Annotated in this window: 15 protein-coding genes; 6 read left to right on the top strand and 9 right to left on the bottom strand. The window is 68.8% G+C overall.

The window, feature by feature from the left end; all coding sequences use genetic code 11:
• The first annotated feature begins 20 nt into the window (after nt 1–20).
• The gene (locus PG878_RS02725; RefSeq protein WP_209032284.1) at nt 21–1079 is read left to right on the top strand and encodes a LacI family DNA-binding transcriptional regulator; all 1059 of its coding nucleotides are present in this window, start codon (nt 21–23) and stop codon (nt 1077–1079) included.
• Between the two features lie 14 nt (nt 1080–1093).
• Here the strand turns inward: PG878_RS02725 and PG878_RS02720 are convergent, their stop codons facing one another.
• From PG878_RS02720 to PG878_RS02690, 7 genes are all read right to left on the bottom strand, one after another.
• A complete protein-coding gene (locus PG878_RS02720) occupies nt 1094–3646 on the bottom strand; it encodes a glycoside hydrolase family 3 protein (protein ID WP_209032285.1) in 2553 nt (850 codons plus the stop codon).
• Nucleotides 3647–3668: 22 nt separating this feature from the next.
• Nucleotides 3669–5003 carry a xylose isomerase gene (xylA, locus tag PG878_RS02715; protein WP_209032286.1) on the bottom strand — a complete coding sequence of 445 codons (1335 nt, stop codon included), beginning with the start codon at nt 5001–5003 and terminating at the stop codon, nt 3669–3671.
• Between the two features lie 43 nt (nt 5004–5046).
• Nucleotides 5047–6549, bottom strand: coding sequence for a xylulokinase (gene xylB, locus PG878_RS02710; RefSeq protein ID WP_209032287.1), 1503 nt, complete (start codon nt 6547–6549; stop codon nt 5047–5049).
• Between the two features lie 55 nt (nt 6550–6604).
• Nucleotides 6605–8134, bottom strand: coding sequence for a tryptophan halogenase family protein (locus tag PG878_RS02705; protein ID WP_209032288.1), 1530 nt, complete (start codon nt 8132–8134; stop codon nt 6605–6607).
• Between the two features lie 13 nt (nt 8135–8147).
• Nucleotides 8148–9149: a cupin-like domain-containing protein gene (locus PG878_RS02700; RefSeq protein ID WP_425611756.1), complete on the bottom strand. Its 1002-nt coding sequence runs from the start codon at nt 9147–9149 to the stop codon at nt 8148–8150.
• A 20-nt stretch (nt 9150–9169) separates the two neighbouring features.
• Nucleotides 9170–9928 carry a SapC family protein gene (locus PG878_RS02695; protein WP_209032290.1) on the bottom strand — a complete coding sequence of 253 codons (759 nt, stop codon included), beginning with the start codon at nt 9926–9928 and terminating at the stop codon, nt 9170–9172.
• Between the two features lie 93 nt (nt 9929–10021).
• The gene (locus PG878_RS02690; protein WP_209032291.1) at nt 10022–13159 is read right to left on the bottom strand and encodes a TonB-dependent receptor; all 3138 of its coding nucleotides are present in this window, start codon (nt 13157–13159) and stop codon (nt 10022–10024) included.
• A 316-nt stretch (nt 13160–13475) separates the two neighbouring features.
• On the opposite strand from PG878_RS02690, the gene PG878_RS02685 reads away from it, so the two are divergent.
• The 4 genes from PG878_RS02685 (at nt 13476) to PG878_RS02670 (ending at nt 18344) form a co-directional block, all read left to right on the top strand.
• The gene (locus PG878_RS02685) at nt 13476–14537 is read left to right on the top strand and encodes a LacI family DNA-binding transcriptional regulator (RefSeq protein ID WP_425611755.1); all 1062 of its coding nucleotides are present in this window, start codon (nt 13476–13478) and stop codon (nt 14535–14537) included.
• A 1114-nt stretch (nt 14538–15651) separates the two neighbouring features.
• A complete protein-coding gene (locus PG878_RS02680) occupies nt 15652–16467 on the top strand; it encodes a L,D-transpeptidase family protein (RefSeq protein WP_209032293.1) in 816 nt (271 codons plus the stop codon).
• Nucleotides 16464–17759 (top strand): APC family permease, encoded by a 1296-nt coding sequence (locus tag PG878_RS02675; RefSeq protein ID WP_010341638.1) that lies wholly within the window; start codon nt 16464–16466, stop codon nt 17757–17759. The genes PG878_RS02680 and PG878_RS02675 overlap by 4 nt, the downstream gene beginning before the upstream one ends.
• A gap of 87 nt (nt 17760–17846) precedes the next feature.
• Entirely contained in the window at nt 17847–18344 is a 498-nt protein-coding gene (locus PG878_RS02670) for a hypothetical protein (protein WP_048489591.1), read from the top strand.
• Nucleotides 18345–18474: 130 nt separating this feature from the next.
• On the opposite strand, the gene PG878_RS02665 is transcribed toward PG878_RS02670, so the two are convergent.
• Nucleotides 18475–18978, bottom strand: a complete 504-nt coding sequence (locus PG878_RS02665; protein ID WP_209032294.1) for a CcdC protein domain-containing protein — start codon at nt 18976–18978, stop codon at nt 18475–18477.
• A 168-nt stretch (nt 18979–19146) separates the two neighbouring features.
• On the opposite strand from PG878_RS02665, the gene PG878_RS02660 reads away from it, so the two are divergent.
• Nucleotides 19147–19455, top strand: a complete 309-nt coding sequence (locus PG878_RS02660; RefSeq protein WP_209032295.1) for a hypothetical protein — start codon at nt 19147–19149, stop codon at nt 19453–19455.
• Nucleotides 19456–19665: 210 nt separating this feature from the next.
• Here PG878_RS02660 and PG878_RS02655 read toward each other — a convergent pair whose 3' ends face one another.
• A complete protein-coding gene (locus PG878_RS02655) occupies nt 19666–20811 on the bottom strand; it encodes a PQQ-dependent sugar dehydrogenase (RefSeq protein WP_209032296.1) in 1146 nt (381 codons plus the stop codon).
• Nucleotides 20812–20860 lie beyond the last annotated feature (49 nt).

Below are 20860 nucleotides of genomic sequence, written 5' to 3'. Positions count from 1 at the left end.
AAAAAGAAAGGGAACGCGTTTTGGACAAGCCGAAGAAAGCGGTCCGCCGCAAGACCAGCGGGGTGACGATCGACGAGGTGGCAGCCCTGGCCGGGGTTTCGCCGATGACCGTCTCGCGCGCGATCAACCAGGGCAAGGTGCGCGATGCCACGCGCGAGCGCGTGATGCGCGCGGTGCGCGAGCTGGGCTACACGCCCAACCTGGCGGCCAGTTCGCTGGCCGCCGCGCAGCACACGCGCATCGCCCTGATCTACACCAATCCCAGCGGCGCCTACCTGCGCGAACTGCTGGTCGGCCTGCTGCGCGTCGCCTCCAACGCCGCCATCCAGTTGGTCATCCACTACTGGGAAGACCTGGACGCCGACGCCGAGCGCAAGGCCGCGCGCGCCCTGGCAGGCCGCGTGGACGGCGTGATCCTGCCACCGCCGTTGTGCGAGTCGCAGGCGGCGGTGAGCGAACTGGTCAAGGCCGGCATCCCGGTGGTCGCGATCGCCGCGGGGCGCCTCAGCGACGCGATCTCCTGCGTGCGCATCGACGACTTCCATGCGGGCAAGGAAATGGCCGAACACCTGATCGGCCAGGGCCACCGGCGCATCGGCTTCATCCGCGGCCGCCAGGACCTCAGCGCCAGCGCGCGGCGCTACGAGGGCTTCGTCACCGCCCTGCAGGAGGCCGGGCTGAAGATCGACCCCGGCCTGGTCCAGCAGGGGGACTACACCTATCGCTCCGGGCTGGCCGCTGCCGAGAAGCTGCTGTCGCAGCGGCGGCCGCCGACCGCGATCTTCGCCAGCAACGACGACATGGGCGCGGCGGCGATCTCGGTCGCGCACCGGCGCGGCCTGGAGGTGCCGCGCGACCTGTCGGTGGTGGGCTTCGACGACACCTCGGCCGCCACCACCGTCTGGCCGGAACTGACCACCATCCATCAACCGATCGCCTCGATGGCCGATGCCGCCATCGACATCCTGCTGCGCAGCATCCGCCGCAAGCGCGACGACGCGCGCGTGTCCAGCGACCACGTGGTCCCGCACCGGCTGGTGCTGCGCGGTTCGGTCGCCGGCCCGCCCAAGGGGCGCTAGCGCAGGACGCAGGCTCATGCGCTCGGGCATGCGACGGTGGTCTCCGCTTCGTTGAGCGCGCCGAGCGCGACCCGCGAGACCGACAGCGTCATCGTGCCCGCCGTCGCCAATGCCCAGGGGCGATCCAGCTTGCCCAGATCCGCGCCGGCCGCCGCCAGGCACTTGAGCGGCACGCCCACGCGCGTCCACTGGCCGACCGGCAGGGCAGCCAGCGTCGGCCCGATCGCCACGCGCGCCGTGCAACCGTTGCCGCAGCCGACCGCCAGCCACGCCTCGCCCCGCGGTGCGGCGTCCACGCGCAGCGTGGTCACCAGCATCAGGTCGCCGTTGCTCTCGCGCTGCAGGTCCAGCGGCGTATGCGACTGCAGCGCGACCACCGCTTCGCGCCCGCCCGACCAGGCGAGGCGGCGGCCATCTTCCTGCGCCAGGTGATCCACGCCGGTGACGTTCAACAGCGCGCCGTCGAGCGATTCCGGCACGCGGGTGACGGTCACGCCCTGCCCGTTGCTCCCTTCCAGGCGCAGGGCCATGCCCGGGCCGGCCGCACCGCGGACGAAGAACACCCCGGCCGCGCCTTCGTTGCCGGTGAGGCCGGAGACTTCCGGCAACCTGGCCAGGTTGCCGTTGTCGGCATAGCGCAGGCCGTAGCCGAAGGCGAACAGCGGGTCGTAGCCCTGCTGCCCCACGTTGTTGGCGTACTGCGTGGCCGTGCGCGGCCAACTGAAGCTGAGCTTGCCCTTGAAGTCGTGCTGCACGCCGCCCTGCGCAGTGCGCAGCAACACGTCGGCGATACCCGCGCCTTCCGAGCCGGGCAGCCACGCCGCCACGAAGGCGTCGGCCGCATTGAGTTCCCGGTTGACCCACAGCGGGCGCCCGCTGAGGAACACCGCGACCACGGGAATGCCATCGGCCTTGAGCCGCTTGATCAGCGCCAGGTCGGTGTCGTCGCCCGGCTTGTAGGCCAGGGTCGGCCGATCGCCCTGGAATTCCGCATACGGGTTCTCGCCGAACACCACCACGGCCACATCCGGCCTGGTCGTGTACCTGCCGTCGACAGCCAGCATTGCCTCGCCACCCGCGGCCTTGGCCTGCTGCGCGAAACCCTCATAGATGGTCTCCGCATTCGGGAAGTCCTTGCGGGTGGTGCCGGTGCCCTGCCAGTTCAGTGTCCAGCCGCCGGCCTGCTTGCCGACATCGTTGGCGCCGTCGCCGGCCACCAGGATGCGTTGCTTCGGCGACAGCGGCAGCACGCCGCCCTGGTTCTTCAGCAGCACCAGCGACTCGCGCACCGCCTGCCGCGCCACCGCGCGATGCGCCGGCGCACCGATCAGCGCGAACTGCCCACCGACCGCACGCGACGACGGCTTGCCCGCCTCGAACAGGCCCAGCCGCATCTTGACCCGCAGGATCCGGCGCACCGCATCGTCCAGGCGCTGTTGGGAAATGGTGCCGTTCTTCGCCGCCGCCAGCGTGGTGGTGTAGAAGCCCTTCCAGCTGTCCGAGGCCATGGCCATGTCCAGGCCGGCGTTGATGGTGGCAGGGCAATCGGTGGGGGTGCAGCCCTTGACCTGGCCGTGGCCGTTCCAGTCGCCGACCACGAAGCCGCCGAAGTGCATGCGTCCCTTCAGCGCATCGGTCAGGTAGGCCTTGTGGCCGTGCATCTTTTCGCCGTTGACGCTGTTGAACGAGGCCATCGCGGTCTGCGCGCCCGCGGCGATGGCCGGGGGATAGCCCGCGGCGTGGATGCGGACCAGCTCGGCCTCACCGATCCTGGTGTCGCCCTGGTCACGGCCGTCGGTAGTGCCGCCATCGCCCAGGAAATGCTTGACCGAGGCGATCACGTGGCGGCCATCGAGGAAGTCCGGCGTGCCCACCTTGCCCTGCAGTCCCTCGACCATCGCGCCGGCATAGCTGGCCACCACGGCGGGCGATTCCGAATAGCCCTCGTAGGTGCGCCCCCAGCGATCGTCCTGCGGCACCGCGACGGTTGGTGCGAAGGTCCACTCCATGCCGGTGGCACGGGTCTCCAGCGCGGTGATTTCGCCGATCCGGCGCAGCAGCGCCGGATTGCGGGTCGCGCCCAGGCCGATGTTGTGCGGGAACAGGGTAGCGCCGACGATGTTGCTCTGCCCGTGCACCGCGTCGATGCCGAACAGCACAGGAATCGCCTTGCCGCCCCCCGAGGTATCCATCGACGCCGCATAGAACGCATCGGCCAGCGCCAGCCATTCGGCCGGCGCGGCATCGTAGCGGCCGCCGGGATCGGAATTGCCGCCGGCCAGGATCGACCCCAAGCGATATTTGCCTACGTCCTCCGGGGTGAGGCTGCCGATATCGCCCTGCACCAGTTGGCCGACCTTCTCCTCCACCGTCATGGTGGCGATCAGGTCGCTGAGTCGCTTTTCCAGCGCGGGATCCTCGGGCAGCGGCCAGCGCACGCTGGGCCATGGACTGGCCTCCGAGGTGGCAGGCACCGCGGCCTGCACATCGCCCTTGCAGACGGCAAACGCGAGCAGTAGCGCGGCCAGCAGTGCGCCGTGGTGGCGTGTGGAATAGGTGTCGGTCACGGCGCTCTCCTTGCCGCCGCGCTCAGCGCAGCAGGTACTGGTTGATCAGGTTCTCGTAGCGCTCCTGGCGGCCGCTGATCTGCCGCGGTTCGCCGCCCTTCGCTCCCAATGCGGCAAGGTCGGCGAGGCCGAGCGCGCCGCGCGCGAACTGCTCGCCGGCGCCGCTGTCGAAGCTGGCATAGCGCTCCTGGCGCCACCGCTCCCACGGCGAGTCGTTGAGCAGCGCATGGGCCACTTCCAGCCCGCGGGCGAAGGCATCCATGCCGCCGATGTGGGCGATGAACAGATCCTCCAGCTCGGTCGATTCGCGACGCACCTTGGCATCGAAGTTCAGGCCACCCTCCAGGCCGCCCTGGCGCAGCACCACCAGCATGGCGCCGACGGTGTCGTACAGATCGGTGGGGAACTGGTCGGTATCCCAACCGTTTTGCGCATTGCCGCGGTTGGCATCGATGCTGCCCAACAGGCCGTGGTCGGAAGCGACCTGCAGGTCGTGTTCGAAGGTGTGGCCGGACAGCGTGGCGTGATTGGCCTCGATGTTGAGCTTGAAATCCTTGTCCAGGCCATGCTGCTTGAGGAAGCCCGCCACCGTCGCGCTGTCGAAGTCGTACTGGTGCTTCATCGGCTCCATCGGCTTGGGCTCGATCAGGAAGTTGCCCTTCAGGCCGATGCTGCGGCCGTAGTCGCGCGCCATGGTGAGGAAACGCGCGAAGTGCTCGAGCTCGCGCTTCATCTGCGTGTTGACCAGCGAGGCATAGCCTTCGCGGCCGCCCCAGAACACGTAATGCTCGCCGCCCAGTTCCACCGTCGCCTCCAGCGCCGCCTTCACCTGCACCGCGGCGCGCGCCACCACGGCGAAATCCGGATTGGTCGCGGCACCGTTCATGTAGCGCGGATGCGAGAACAGATTGGCCGTGCCCCACAGCAGCTTCATCCCGGTCGCGTCCTGGCGCGTCTTGGCCAGGCCGACCATGTGCTTGAGGTTCTTCTCGTACTGCGCGGCATCGTCGGCGTCCGGCGCCAGGTCGATGTCGTGGAAGCACCAGTACGGCACGCCGAGCTTGGTGAAGAACTCGAACGCCGCATCCACCTTCGCCTCGGCGGTGGCCATCGGCGCGCCGACCTCCCAGGGGAAGTGGCGCGTGCCGGGACCGAACGGATCCTGCCCGGCGTTGCAGAAGGTGTGCCAGTAGCAGACCGCGAAGCGCAGGTGATCCTGCATGGTCTTGCCACCGATGACCTTGTTTGGGTCATAGACCTTGAAGGCCAGCGGGTTGTCCGAACCGCGACCTTCGAAGGGGATGCGGCCGATGCCGGGGAAATATTCCTTGGCGCCGATGAAGGGCTGGGTGTGCATGGTGCGGGTTCCTGTCGTGGTGGGAGGGAGTGCGAAACGAGGATCAACCGCGGAACAGCGGCATGAAGGCATCGAGGTGGCGCAGGAAACGCGCATAGGCCGCGGCATAGGCCTGGCTGCACGCCGGGTCGGGGCGGGCGGACAGCTTCGGATCGACCGCCACATGCCGCTGCGCGATGTCGGCGATCGAGGCGGCATCGCCGCGCGCCAGGCCGATGGCCCACAGCGCCTGCAAGGCGGCGCCGAACGCCGCGCCTTCCGGCTGCGTGGGCACGTCCACCGGCAGGCCGAACACATCGGCCACCAGTTGTCGCCACGCGCCGCTGTTGCTGCCGCCGCCGGTCAGCACGATGCGGTCGAACTGCATGCCGGCGCGCACGAACGCGTCGAAGCCGTACTTCAGGCTGTAGGTCGCCCCTTCCATCGCCGCGCGATAGAGATGGGCCGGGGTCATGTTGTGCGTGTCCAGGCCCGCCAGCACCCCCTTGCCCAGCGGCAGGTCGGGCGTGCGCTCGCCGTTGAGGAACGGCAGCATCACCAGTCCGTCGGCGCCGGGCGCGGTGGCGTGCAGGTGCGCATCGCCATCACGGGTGCTGAAGCCGAACGCAGCGGCGACCTGTTCGGTCGCCACGGTGCAGTTCATCGTGCAGATCAGCGGCAGCCAGCCGCCGGTGGAGGAGCAGAACGCGGCCCATGCGCCATCCGGATCGACCACCGGCGTGTCGGAGTAGGCGAACAGCGTGCCGGAGGTGCCCAGGCTCATCGCCAGGCGGCCGGGCACGACGCAGCCGGTGCCGATCGCCGCCATCATGTTGTCGCCGCCGCCGACGGCGACCTTCAGCGTCGCCGGCACACCCAGCATGGCGGCGGCGGACGGGGCGATGTCGAACACCGCATCGGGCGCGGCGAAACGCGGCAGGCAATCCGCCAGGTCGCGCAGCGGATCGGTGGCGCGCAGCAGGTCGGTCGACCAGGTGCGGGTGCGCACGTCCAGCCAGCCCGTGCCCGACGCATCGCCGTATTCGCAGAAGCGCTGACCGGTGAGCACGAAGTTGAGGTAGTCGTGCGGCAGCAGGATCGTGGCGAGCCGTGCATAAGCCTCGGGCCGGTGCGTCTTCGTCCACGGCAGCTTGGAGGCGGTGTAACCGGCCAGGATCGGGTTGCCAGCCAGCGCGATGGTGCGCGCCGCGCCGCCGACCGCGTCCATGATCTGCACGCACTCGGCCGAGGTGCTGGTGTCGCACCACAGCTTGGCCGGCGCCAGCACCTCGCCTGCCGCATCGACCGGCACGAAGCCATGCTGCTGGCCCGAGACCGCCAGCGCGCCGAGGCGCGAGCGCAGCGCAGGATCGATCGCCTGGAAGCAGGCCTGCAGGGCCGCGACCCAGTCGGCCGGATGCTGTTCGCGGCTACCGTCGGCGGCGGAATCCAGATCCAGCGGCGCGCTGCTGCTGGCCACGACGCTGCGCCCGACCGGGTCGTAGACCACGACCTTCAGGCTCTGCGTCCCCGCATCGATTCCCGCCACCAGCTCCTTGTCTTCCACGTCGTCTCCGCCTTCTAGTTAGCGCTATCATTTTTGGACGACAGCGTGTGTGCTGTTACGCCAGGGAAACGTTCCGCTGCCAGACGTCCGGCGACGCCTTGCAATAGCGTTCGATGAACTCGGCCTGCGACGGCATCGCCGCGCTGGCCTGCTGCAGCGGCTGGCGGATTCGCGTCAACAGCGTGCGCAGGTCCGCGTCGTCGATGGCGGCGGCCAGCGGATGCGGCGGCCCCGGCTGGATGCCCTGCCCCAGCAACACGCTGGTCCAGGAATCCACGCGGAACAGCTCGCCGGGGTCCTGCCAGGCGTGCGCGCGTTCGCGCCAGGCGCGCAGCCGGATCGCCAGCGACTCGGGCAGCGCCATCTCGCGGCAGGCTTTCCACATCGGCTCGTCGCGCTGGGTGGCGTGGTAGTGCAGGATGATGAAATCGCGCACGTGCTCCATCTCCTGGCGGCTGACCGTGTTGTACAGCTCCACCAGCGCCGGGCTGATGCCCTCGTGCGGAAACAGCTGGATCAGACGCACCACGGCGCTGATGGTCAGGTGGATGCTGGTCGATTCCAGCGGCTCGATGAAGCCGCTGGCCAGGCCCAGCGCCACCACGTTCCTGTTCCAGGCCTTCAGCCTGCGCCCGCTGCGGAACGGCACCAGCCAAGGATCGCGCAATGGCGGGCCGTCGACGTCGCGCAGCAGCTTGGCGTGCGCCTCGTCGTCGGACATGTGCCGGCTGGAGAACACCAATCCGCAGCCGACCCGGTGCTGGAGCGCGATATGCCAACGCCATCCGGCCTCGTGCGCGATCGCACGGGTATACGGCACCGGCGGCGCGACCGCCTCGGTCTGCACCGCAACGGCGCGATCGCTGGGCAACCAGTCGCGCCAGTCCTCGTAGCCGGTGTGCAGGGTCTGCTCGGTCAGCAGGCCGCGGAAGCCGGTGCAGTCGATGAACAGGTCGCCCTCGATGAGCTGCCCGTCTTCCAGCAGCAGCGACGCGACCGAGCCGTCGTGCGCATGCTGACGCACCTCGCGGATCTGTCCTTCGACCCGACGCAGGCCATGGCCTTCGGCCTTCTTGCGCAGGAACTTCGCGTAGAGCGCGGCATCGAAGTGATAGGCGTAGTTGACCTGCGGCTGGATCTCCAGCGAGAACCGGTCCGCACGCGAGGCGATGCTTTCCAGGCAGAAATCGCCCAGGTCCGATGGCATGCCGCGGCGCAGGCTGTCCAGCCAGAAATGATGGAACGGCGTGGCCCAGGTGCCCTGCCCGATCGTCCCGAACGGATGGATGAAACGATCGCCGGGGCGGCGCCAATGTTCGAACGAGATCGACAGCTTGAACGTGCCGGCGACGGCGCGCAGGAACTCCTGCTCGTCGATCTGCAGGAAGCGGTGGAAGGTGCGGATCGGCGGCACGGTCGACTCGCCGACGCCCACGGTGCCGATCTGCTCGGACTCCACCAGGGTGATGTCCAGGCGATCGCGGAACTGGTGGGCCAGCGCGCAGCCGGCGAGCCAGCCCGCGGTGCCGCCGCCGGCGATGACGACCTTGCGGATGCGTCCGTCCGTTGTGGTGGCAAGGTTCAAGGGGATGCTCCCATCAGCGATTGAGCCGCGCCAGCAACTGCGCGCGCGTGCGACGTGCCCGTGCCTCGTCGAACGGGGCCAGCTCGCCCCGTGCGGCCTCGGGCAGGTGCTGTCCTGCGCGTTCGCCCGGACCGAACACGTAGTAGTCGAAGAGCTTGGCCCAGGCCTGCTTCTCGCGCGCCGGCAGATCGCGCAGCGCCCACATCGCATGCTGCAGCGCCGTCAGCGGCGAGGGCAGGAAGGCCGGCGCACTGCGCCACCAGTAGTTCACCAGCACGTTGAACGGCGCCAGGCTGCGTACGTGGTGCCACCACATGCTCGGAATGAACAGGGCATCGCCCGGCGCCAGCTCGGCGTGCCGCGCGTTGGCCAGCGCATCGCGGAAGCGCGGATAGCGCGCGAAATCGGGGCGGTCGACATCGACCACGCTGACCACCTGGCCGCCCGGCGTGGGGTCCAGCGGCCCCGGATACAGGTTGTCGATCTGCTCCGGCGGGAACAGGGTGACGCGGCGCCGGCCCACCGCACAGCAGGCCAGGTTGTCCGGCGTGTCGAAATGGCAGGAGGCGGTCACCCGGTTGCCGATCCAGATGCTCGCCAGCGCATCGATGCCCTGCCCGGCCAGGCCGGCGTCGTTGGCCTGCGCGAATCCGGGCAGCGCCCGATCGATCGGCAGCGACGCGACGTAGTAGGTGGGCGGCCGCGGATCCTCGAAGGTCGCGGCGATGGCGTCCAGCACCTGCGTCAGCGGTCCGCGGCGGACCTCGAAATTCAACTGGGTGAACTCGGCGTTGTAGAACGGACGCCCCTCGATCGCGGGTTCGCCGAAGGAATACGGCACCGGCACGCCCGTATCGAACCCGCGCAGGTAGGCCAGGGCGTCCTGCGTGGAGCGCAGTCCGGCCTGCACCAGCGCCCAGTCGCGCGCGATGCCGCGCAACACCACCGGCTCCCCCGCTGCCACCAGTTCCTGCAGTGGCAGCGCGGTGGGCTGCACGCCCTCCAGTGTCCGCATGGCGCCGCCGTCCGGCATGCTCAGTTCCTGCCTGCCGCGCCGGCGGCATCCTGCAGGCGCAGGCGTCGTTGCTTCTCGGCGATCAGGCGGCGCATGTTGTGCAGCGAGGCCAGCATCAGGTACGCGCCTTCCAGATAGCCGGCGCGGTTGAGCGCGGCCAGCGCGGCGCCGTCCAGTTGGGCCAGGCGCTCGCGGTCGATCGCGTGCAGGCCGTTGACGCCGACCCGATGCTGCGCATCGAGTTGCACGTCGAGCGCCACCGGCTGGATCAGCCCGTGCGCATCGAGCGCGGCGAACATGTCCGCACCGAAGGCGTTGCCCTCGTGGATGCCGCGCAGCACCGTGGCGATGTGGTCGAGATAGGGCGTGTTGCCGCCCTGCGGCAGGAACACCGGCTCGCCCTGCAGCGCCGTCACCCGCGGATGCTCCATGTCCACGTGCAGGACCGCGTCCTGGGTGAGCACGCCATCGATGCGCTGCTCCTGGAACCCGATCAGGAACGGCCCCTTGGCCGCCGCCCCGGGCAGGTACGCGGCCGCCCAGCGCCGCTCCTGCAGGAACAGGTTCTCGTGCTGCTCGAACCCCAGCAGCGCCACCGACTGCCAGGCGCCGTCCGCCGGGTCCTTGCGCAGGAAGATCGGATACTCCCGCTGCAACTCGGCGAACTCGCTGGGATAGGCCGGCAGCATGCCCACCGCGTCGCCGAACTCGGGGCCGAAGTCGGTGGCCACGCGCAGGTCGCGGTGGGCGATGTTGTTGAGCATTTCGTAACGCGGCATCGTGTTGCGCACTCCGGGTTGACGCCTTGCACCGGACGCCGCCGCAAGCGCGGCGGCGTCGGTGGGCATGCGAAGAGAAACTCCCCGCCGTCTTCAGAACCTGTAGCGAACGCCCAGCATGTAACGCGGACTCTGGTCGGCCAGCTTCACGATCATCTGCGAGGTACGCGAGCGCCAACGCACGTCCTCGCCGGTCAGGTTGATCGCTTCCAGGCCGAACGACCAGTTGTCGTTCAACGTGTAGTTCACGCTGAGATCCCACTGTTCGTAGGGTTCCACATAGTACGGGTTGCGGCTGGTGCCCTGGTTGGCCAGGATCAGGTACTGGTCGCGCCAGTTCCAGGCCAGGCGCACCGACCAGCCGTACTTCTCGTACATCAGCACCGCGTTGGCGGTGTCGCTCAGGCCGGTCAGCGCGAACTGGTCGATGCCCGGGTCGCCGCCATTGTCGTAGCCGACGTCGCCCTTGACGATGGTGTAGTTGGCGAGGATGCCGAACCCGGTGTCGCCGAGGAAGTACTGCCCGCCGAGTTCCCAGCCGTGCAGCTTGGCCTGGTTCTGGTTGATCGGGCGGTTGACGTTGAACTCGTACAGCGGGTCGTCGGCCTCGCCGTAGAGATCGTAGGCCGCTTCGGTCGCCAGCACCTGCGCACCGGTGCCGTTGTAGGCGGCCAGGCCGGCCGGGTTGTTGCGCAGCAGGGCCAGTGCGGTGAACAGCGAGGTGTCGTTGGCCGAGCAGGCCGCCGCATTGGCCGGACCGACCTGGGCGAGACAGGCGCCGCTGGTGAGGAACGCCAGCGCCGTCCTCGCATCCGGACCGGACGTCGGATCGCGCAGCCCGTACAGATTCTCCTGCACCACGGTGTTGCCGATGAAGTTGTTGACCGACTTGTTCCAGTACGTCACCGACAGGTAGCTCGCGTCGGCGAAGTACCACTCCAGCGCCAGGTCGAGGTTGTCGGACTCCAGCGGCTTCAGCGACGGGTTCTGCGCCGTGCCGCTGGCGCGCGAGGACGGATCGATCAGCACCGAGCCGAACGGCTGCTGCGCCCCAGGGCCGGCATACAGATTGCCGATCGGCGCGCGCGCGATGCTCTTGCCGAAGGAGACGCGGCCCTTCAGCGTATCGGTGAGGTCGATGCTGAAATCCAGGTTGGGCAGGATGTAGCTGTAGGTGGTCTTCTCGCTGAACGGCTGCTGGTCGTTGGACAGCACCACACGGAAGTCGTTGTTGGACTGCCACTCGATCGCCTCGGGCGTGGCGATGATCGAGGTCGACACCACGTCGGTGGTCTCGTAGCGCACGCCCAGCCGGGTATTGGTGCGCCGGCCGGCCAGCTCGCCGTCAAGTTCCACCTGGAAGTACGCCGAGCGGGTCTTCTCCTCCACGAAGTTGTCGGCGGCGCGCTGCGGGCTCACGCCCAGGCCGACGCCGTACTGGCTGGCCGCCCATTCCGCGAGTCGGCCCGCATCGCCGCGCCATGCCGGCCAACTCGTGCCGCTGTAGTCATGGAACAGGCCGATGATGTTGACCGGCTGCATCAGGTTCATCAGGCCGCCGGCGGTATCCCGGTCGACGTTGGCCACGCCCCAGTCGCCCAGCGTGGAATACGCCTCGGCGGCCTGGATGCGGTGGGTGGTCGACTTGTTGGTGTCCACGCCGAACTGGAAGCGGCCCTGGTCGAAGCTCCATTCGCCGTCCACGCGCGCCTGCTTGATCTGGCTGATCTGGCTCTGCGAGTTGACCCGCAACACCTGCGTGCCGATCTCGCCCGGCACGAAGCCCGGATTGACCACGCCATTGGCCTTGGCCGCGGCGGCCGCATCGCTCGGATACCAGACCTGGGTGCCGATCGGCAGGCCGTTGTTGAAGTTCAGTTCCTGTACCCAGGAACCGCCGCACTGCGGACCGGTGGTGCAGTTGTTGGTGCCCGCGATGCTCATGAACAGCGATCCGCCGCCGGTCAGCGGATCGTTGGGACGGCTTTCGTTCTTCGAGTCGTGCGCGTCGAAGCTCAGCTTGAGCCGATCGGTCACGTTCCACACCGCATTCAGGCCGAGCGAGCCCAGCTTGTACTTCTGCATGCTGCGCTGCTGCTCGAGGCCGAAATCCTTGGTGCCGGCGATCTCGCGGATGTAGGTCGGCACGGCCACCGCACCGCTGGTGTCGAAGGTCACGTCGGTGTAGTTGCTGTTCTGCAGCCACATGCCCTGCTCGCCACGATTCTCGGTGATCTCGTTGGTCGAATAGGTGTAGTCCAGGGTCAGGGTCAGGCTGTCGGTGGGCGCGAACTGCAGCACCGCCTGGCCGTTGACGCGCTCGCGTTCGAACTCGGAGAACGCATAGCGCAGGTCGTTCGGACGCGCGTACAGCGCACCGACCTGGGGCGCATTGACCACGGTCGGGTTGCCGGGCATCGAGCCGGTCCACGGCTGCACGTTCCAGTAGTTCTCGGTGGCCTGCACCGAGCCGCCCTTGCGCTTCTGGTAGCTCGCGCTGACGCCGACGCCGAAGGTCTTGTCCGGATTGGTGTAGCTGAAGATGCCCGACAGTTCCGGGGTGATGTCGTCGTCGAACGGCTGGCTGCGGTCGGAAACCGCCTTGGCGCCGGCACTGGCGACGATGCCCTGGTGATCGAACGGGCGCGCGGTCAGGATGTTGATGGTGGCGCCGATGCCGCCGCTGGGCATGTTGGCCTGGCTGGTCTTGTAGACCTCGATGCCGTTGATCGCTTCGGCGGCGAGCTGGGCGAAGTTGAAGGCGCGGGTACCGCCGTCGACGCCACCGATGGCGACCTGCCCGGCGGCACCGAACGCATCGGCACCCGGCATCTGCCGCCCGTTGAGCGTCACCATGTTGAACTGCGGGCCGAAGCCGCGCGCAGTGACCTGCGCGCCTTCGCCATCGCGCCGCTCGATGGAGATGCCGGTGATGCGCTGCAGGGATTCGGCCAGGTTGGTATCGGGGAACTTGCCGATGTCCTCGGCGCTGATGGCATCCACCACGCCGGCGGCGTCGCGCTTGATGTCCATCGCCTGGCTGAGGCTGTTGCGCAGGCCGGTGACCTGGACGGTATCCAGTTGCGTCGGGCTGCTCTGCGCCTGCTGCTGCGCGGCCGGCGCCGGCGCCGACGTTGCGGCGTCCTGGGCGAAGGCGGGATTGATGACCAGCACGCCGCCGACGAACGTGAACATGGCCGTGGATTTGAACTTCGCCAGTGCCCGGCTCATGGACGAGCCCTCAGGTCTGGCGTACGACGAAACATAGAAGCGCTCATGACTCTCCCCTCTGACATGCGATCGATGGATGTATCGCCCCTCCCCCAAGAGGCACGCACGGGCGATGCCCGTCTTCCACGCCGAACATCGCAGCGCGCTGAGCGTTCGCTGCGACTCAAACTCCGTTTCAGGATTGCCAGACCACGCGTGGCAAGGCCCCCCTAGGCCCGACTGTCGCTAACTGATAGCGCTACCATCACGTCACGGCGCAGACTACGCACCCGGGATATCGCTTGTCATCATGCGTCGCAACAAAGGAATGCATTCCTTGAAGAACACCCCCAAAACGGCGCGTCGCCGAGGGAACGCGGTCACCATCGACGATGTCGCCGCGCATGCCGGCGTCTCGCCGATGACCGTCTCGCGCGTCACCCACGGTCACGCCGGCGTGCGCGAGAGCACGCGCGAACGGGTGATGCGCAGCGTGCGCGCACTGGACTACCGGCCCAACCCGGCGGCGAGCGCACTCGCCGCCGCGCAGCACACCTGCATCGCGCTGATCTACACCAATCCCAGCTCCAGCTATCTGCGCGAACTGCTGGTCGGCGCGCTACGCGGGTCCACGCGGGTGGCGGCGCAGCTGGTGATCGCCACCTGGGACGGACTGGGTCCGCGCGCGCGTCGCGCGGCCGCACGTACGCTCTGCAGCAGCGTGGCGGGCGTGCTGCTTCCTGCGCCCTTGTGCGAATCGAAGGCCATCGTCGCCGTGTTCGTCGAGGCCGGCATTCCCGTGGTCTCCATCGCGTCGAGCCGGTTCCGCGACAGGCTGTCCTGCGTGCACATCGACGATCGCCGTGCGAGCCATGACATGGTGTCGCATCTGATCGCGCACGGTCATACCCGCATCGGCTACATCGCCGGCGACCCGAACCAGACCGCCAGTGCGCACCGCTGGCAGGGCTACCGCGATGCGCTGGCGGATGCGGGCATCGGCTACGACGCCGCGCTCGTGCAGCCCGGCGACTTCACCTATCGCGCCGGACTCGAGGCGGCCGAACAGTTGTTGGCGCTGCAGCCGCGCCCCTCTGCGATTTTCGCGAGCAACGACGACATGGCCTCGGCGGTGGTGTCGGTGGCGCACCGTCGCCGCCTGAAGGTGCCGGAGGATCTGTCGGTGGTGGGATTCGACGACACGTCGGCGTCGACGATGGTGTGGCCGGAGCTGACCACCATCCATCAGCCGGTGGCGGACATGACCGATGCAGCCATCGATCTGTTGTTGCGGGAGATCCGGCAGACGGCTGGCTCTGAGCGCGTCAGCGTCAATCACGTGGTGCCGCACCGGCTGATCACGCGCGATTCCGTGTCACGGCCGCCGTCGGCTCGCTAGCGTCATCGCGTCGGGCACTGGAGTGCGAGGGCGGCGCTGGTGCACCCGCGTCTCGCGCAGTGCGCACAAACGCACCGCTCTGAAGCGCGCTTGCTATAGCTCTTGCCGTTGCGGTTGCCGTTGTTTTGGTTGTTGCCGTTGCCGTTGCCGTTGTTTTGGCTCTTGCTGTTGGTCTTGCTGTTGTCGTTGCTTCGGCTGTTGCCGTTGTTTTGGCTTTTGACTTACCGGGTTCCCTTCCGAAGCGGCGGCCGGCCCGGGGAAAAACCCGAAGGGCGGCGCACATGGATGTGCGCCGTTCGCGGCAGGGGCAGGATGCCCCTTCCGCGAATCCCCGGGTTGGACGCGGACCCGGAGCGCGTTAGCGCGGAGGGCGCGAGGCAGGGTGTGCTTTCTTTTGGTTACTTTTCTTTGCACAAGCAAAGAAAAGTAACTCGCCGCAAGGCGAAAGCTTTGCTCTTGCTTCAGAGTTTCTCTGTAGGAGCGGCTTCAGCCGCGAAAGGGCTTGACCGTGGAGGTCGCGGTCGCGGCTGAAGCCGCTCCTAGGGTTCTTCTTGTTCGACACTCAAGCTAGGAGCAACAGCAAAGGCTTTAAAGGCTTTCGCCCTAACGGGCGAGTTACTTTTCTTTGCTCGCGCAAAGAAAAGGTAACCAAAAGAAAGCGCGCCCTGCCTTCGCGCCCTCCGCGCTGCGCGCTCCGGGTCCGCGAACCAGACGGGATCCGCGGAAGGGGCATCCTGCCCCTGCCGCGGACGGCGCACATCCATGTGCGCCGCCCTTCGGGTTTTTCCCGCCTGGTTCGCCGCTTCGGAAGGGAACCCGGTAAGTCAAAAGCCAATACAAGAGCAACAGCAACAACCGAAGCAACAACGGCAACGGCAACGGCAACGGCAACGGCAACGGCAACGGCAGGGAGCATCCTGCCCGGTGCAGAAGCAGGCAATCAAAAAGAACTCAGATCACCGCCACGCGTTGCCAGCACATCCCCACCCTTCATCGACCGCATCGGCCAAGTTGTCGACAAGATCGCCGCACCAGCGCGCGCCATCCGCCTCGCAACTGCGCTACCTTGCATCCAAGGCCCGCCCTCGCGCCCATGTCGCCCCCGGAGATCCCCATGCCCCTGCTCCATCGGTCCCCTGCCGCGCCACCGCACACCAGCCGACCGCGCACCTGGCGCATCGGCCTGGCCCTGCTGTGCAGCCTGATCGCCGCACCGGCGATGGCCGCCGACACCGCCGTGCCGGCCATGCAGCGCGCGCAGCAGCTGATCCTGGTGCTGGCGCCGGACTGGGACAGCCCGCAGGGCAAACTGCAGGCGTTCGAGCGGGATGCACAAGGCTGGCGCGCGCATGGCAAGGCCTTCGACGTGAGTCTCGGCAGTCACGGCAGCGCCTGGGGCCTGGGCCTGCATCCGGCGCAGACGGATGGACCGCAGAAACGCGAAGGCGATGGCCGCAGCCCGGCGGGCGTGTTCACCATCGGCGAGGCCTTCGGCTACGCACCGCGGATCGACAGCGCCATGCCCTACCAGGCGATGCAGGCGAGCAGCTATTGCATCGACGTGCCGGACTCGCCGCTGTACAACCGCATCGTCGATGCCAAGGACGTCGGCAGCGCCGCGGTGGCCGGGTCCACCGAACCCATGCGCCTCGACTTGCAACACGAAGGCGATCAGCGCTACCGCGAAGGCTTCGTGATCCAGCACAACGCGCAGGCCACGCCGGGGGCCGGCAGCTGCATCTTCGCCCACCTGTGGCGCGCGCCGGGCGCGCCCACCGCCGGCTGCACCGCAATGCAGCCGGCCGACATGCAGCGGCTGCTGGCGTGGCTGCGGCCGTCCGCCGCGCCGCTGTTCGTGCTGCTGCCGCGCAGTGCCTACCGGCGCCTGCAGGCCGACTGGGCGCTGCCGGCCGTGGAGCCGGCATCGTGAGCCAGGCGCCCGCACCCGGGCTGGTCCGCGCGGTCAGCCGTTGGCAGATCGTCGGGCTGTCGATCAACGACGTGATCGGTAGCGGCATCTATCTGCTGCCGGCCGCCACCGCCGCCCTGCTCGGGCCGCTGAGTCTGTGGGCGGTGCTGCTGGCCGGCGTGGCGGTGGCCCTGCTGGTGCTGTGCTACGCGCAGGCGGCCAGCTACTTCGACGAACCCGGCGGCAGCTATCTGTATGCGCGCGAGGCGTTCGGCCGCTTCGCCGGCTTCGAGATCGGCTGGATGATCTGGCTGACCCGGATCAGTTCGGCGGCGGCGCTGAGCAACGGCCTGGCCGATGCGGTGGTGCGCTTCTGGCCGGCCGCGGCCGGGGGCGGCGCACGCCTGGCCATCGTGGTCGGCTCGCTCGGCCTGCTCACCGCGATCAACGTGATCGGGGTGAAGTCGGCCGCGCGCACCGGCGTGGCGCTGGTGATCGGCAAGCTGGTGCCGCTGCTGCTGTTCGTGGCGATCGGCGTGTTCTACGTGGACTGGTCGTGGGCGTTCTCGGGCAAGACCCCGGACCCGCGCGATGTCGGCAACCTCGGCGAGGCGGCGTTGCTGCTGCTGTTCGCCTATGCCGGCTTCGAGAACATCCCGGCCGCCGCCGGCGAGTACCGCAATCCGCGCCGCGACGTGCCGTTCGCGCTGATCACCATGATCGTCACCGTCACCCTGATCTACGCCGCGGTGCAGGTGGTGGCGCAGGGCACGCTGCCCAACGTGGCGCAATCGGCGACACCGCTGGCCGATGCCGCCAGCGGCTTCGGTGGCGAAGCGCTGGCGCTGATCCTCACCGTCGGCGCCACCATTTCCATCCTCGGCACCACCAGCAACACGGTGATGCTGGGGCCGCGCTTTCTGTTCGCGCTGGCCAAGGACGGCTACGGCCCGGCGTTCCTGGCGCGGGTGCATCCGCGCTTCCGCACGCCGGCCGCGGCGATCCTGCTGCAGGGCGTGCTGTCGTTGGCGCTGGCCCTGTCCGGCTCGTTCGTGCAACTGGCGCTGCTGTCGATGGTCACCCGCCTGTTCGCCTACATCGGCACCGCCGCCGCGGTGCTGGTGCTGGCACGGCGCTACCGCGACAGGCCCGGCGCGCTGCGCCTGCCGGGCGGGCCGTTGATTCCGCTGGCGGCACTGTTGCTGGCGCTGGCGCTGCTGCTCAGCGCCAGCTGGCAGAACCTGGCGGCGGCGGGCGTGGCGTTGCTGGTGGGCGCGCTGTTCTATCGGTTTCCGCGCAAGGACGCGGCGTGACCGCCCTCACGCCGCCTTGCGCGCAGGTCACGCGCGGATAACCGCGGCGCCCGGACGCTGGACGCCCGCCAGCAAGGGCCGCCCGCCATGAAACGACGCCGCGTCTACAGCGCTCCGGATCTGCCCACCGCCACGCGTGCGCTGCAGGCCGCGCGCAGTGCCGGTCTCGACAACGACGACCTGTCGCTGGTCGCGCGTGGCGACATCGAGCTGGAAGCCATCCCCGACGACCGCAAGGAAGGCAAGACCGATACCGTGCCGGCCGCCGCACGTGGTGCCCTGGGCGGCGGTGCGGCCGGGCTGCTGGCCGGGCTGGCGGCGATCGCGGTGCCGCCGCTGGGCATCACCCTGGCCGGCGCCGGGGTCATGGCGATCGCCGGCGCCCTGGTCGGCAGTTGGTCCTCGGCCCTGGTCGGGTCCACCGTGCCGGACCCGGTGCGGCGCAACTTCGAAGAGGAAATCGAGGCCGGACGCATCCTGGTGGTGATCGAAGGCGAGCCGGAGCAACTGGACGCCGCGGACGCGCCACTACGCGCGGCCGGTACCACGGCCTTGCCTTACGAAGCCGCGGCCGCCGCGCACTGAGGCCACGCCAGCGGCTGGGCGCGTTGCGCGAGAACCCGCTGCTGCGCAGGTCGTTGCGCTGGATGGTCTGCAAGATTTAAACGCCCGGAGACGACCGCCGTCGCGTCGTCATCGACGGGCGCGCCGCCCATCAGGACGGCGTCAACGCCCGCATGCGCACCAGCAGGCCAGCGGCGTAGACCAGCCCGTAGGCGATCAGCGCCGCGGCGATGCTCATGGTCAGGGGACTGGCGTTCTGCAGGGTTTCCGCGCTGCCACCGGCGAAGGCACCACTGGCCCAGCGCCAGGCCAGGCGCCCCAGCAACAGCACGCTCAGCGCGGCGCCGATCCACGGGTTGGGCGTGTACCAGCGCGCGCCGTCCTGCAGTTCGATGCGGGTGTGATGCAGGGCGAAGGCACCCAGTGCGGCGCCACCCACGGCGCCCAGCGCCATGCCCAGGCGCACGGCGGGCAACTGCGTCGCCAGCCACGTCAGCAGGACCGCGACCAGCAGCAGGAAGCCCAGCCGCACGCCGGTGCGCCGCGGCTGCCAGGGCTGGCGGCCGAAATAACGGCGGATGCGCCGGTAGTACAGCCAGCCCACACCGGCCGTGGCCAGGTACGGGGTCAACAAGGCGATGCCGTTGGCGGCCATGGGGTCTGCCGGAAGAGAGGGGCGTAGCGGCGGATCGTAAGCCACCCTGAGCGCCGACGCAGCCTGCCAGAAGGCATGAATGTTTCATATCGCGATCACGCTGCGCAGGGGCGGGTTTAACGCGCGCGTGGCTAGCGTGAAGCGTATTCATCGCGACGGAGAACCATCATGAGCGTTCCGTATCAGATTCCCGGCCGTGCGCCCAACGACGAGGATCGCAACAGCATCTCGCAGTACTGGCGCGATCGTTTCGCCGACGAGCCCTATTACAGCGAAGGCGAGCGGTTCGAAGACTACGAGCCCGCCTACCATGCCGGCCACGAGGCCCGCATCCGCGATTTCAACCGCGCCTACGAGCAGGTGGAAGCGGAACTGCACCGTGACTGGGACAACAACAAGGGCTCGCAGACGCTGAGCTGGAGCAAGGCCCGCCACGCGGTGCGCCGCGCCTGGGAGCGGGCCGGCAACGGCGAATAAATCGGGCGCGCCACGTTCCCCGATCGTAGGAGCGGCTTCAGCCGCGATGGGCTTTCCCGGTAACGCCCGTCGCGGCTGAAGCCGCTCCTACGAGGGCAGCACGGCGGTGTTCCTGACGCACTCCACGCCCGCCGGCACCCATGCATCGGCAGGCGCGCGACCCACCCACTCACCCGGCAGCGGCGCAGGCGCCACTGCCAGGTGCACTCCTCAACTCTCCAGCGGCTGCAGCTTCAGCAAGCGCCCACCGGCGCCATCCTCCAGCAGCCACAGCGCGCCATCCGGCCCCTGCTCGACCTCGCGGATGCGCTTGCCCATGTCGTAGCGCGCCGCCTCGCGTGCGGTCTCGCCGTTGAACTCGATCCGCACCAGCGACTGCGAGGACAGCCCGCCGATAAAGCCGTTGCCGCGCCATTGCGGGAAGCGGCTGCCGTTGTAGATGACGAAGCCGGCCGGCGAGATCACCGGCGTCCAGCTCACCTTGGGCGCGGCGAATTCCGGGCGCGTGCTGTGGTCGGGGATCGGGCGCCCGTCGTAATGGTCGCCGTTGGACACGATCGGATAACCATAGTTGGCGCCGCGCTGGATCAGGTTCAGTTCGTCGCCGCCGGCCGGGCCCATCTCGTGTTCCCACAACCGGCCGTTGGAGTCGAAGGCCAGGCCGAGCACATTGCGGTGACCCAGCGACCAGACCTGCGCGGCGACGCCGCCGCGGTTGGCGAACGGGTTGTCGGCCGGCACGCTGCCGTCGTCGTTGAGGCGCACGATCTTGCCCAGGTTGCCGCTCATGTCCTGCGCCGGATCGAACTTCTGCCGCTCGCTGGAACTGATCCACAGCTTGCCGTCCGGGCCGAACGCCAGGCGATGACCGAAGTGGCCGTTGCCGGACACCTTCGGCTGCTGCCGCCAGATCACCTGCTGTTGCGACAGGCTGCCGCCGCCGTTGCTGTCCAGGGTCAGCCTCGCGCGCATCACCGCCGCGCCGCGGGTGTCGCCGCTGCCGGGTTCGGCGTAGCTCAGGTAGACCCAGCCGTTCTTGGCGAAGCCCGGATGCGGCAGCACGTCGCCGAGACCGCCCTGGCCGCCGTAGGCCACCGTCGGGATGCCGGTGACCGCGCCGGTGTGGCCGCTGACCGGGTCGATGCGCTTCAACGTGCCACCCTTCTCGCTGACAAGCGCGGTGCCGTCGGGCAGGAAGCTCATCGCCCACGGTTCGTTGAAGGTGGCGACCGGGGTCGCCGAGAACGGCCAGTCGCCGCGCCGCTCGGCCGCCGTCTCGGCGGGTGCGGCCTGTGCCGCAGCGATCGCCAGGCCCATGGCCAGCGCGCAAGCCAAACCCAGTGGAGTCCGTTGCATGACGTGCACCTATCGGTTGGGGTCGAATCCCGAACCTAGCAGAACCCGC

This window comes from Xanthomonas hawaiiensis, from assembly GCF_031834635.1.
Taxonomy (GTDB): Bacteria; Pseudomonadota; Gammaproteobacteria; order Xanthomonadales; family Xanthomonadaceae; genus Xanthomonas_A; species Xanthomonas_A sacchari.
This window is presented reverse-complemented; position numbering and strand designations above follow the sequence as displayed.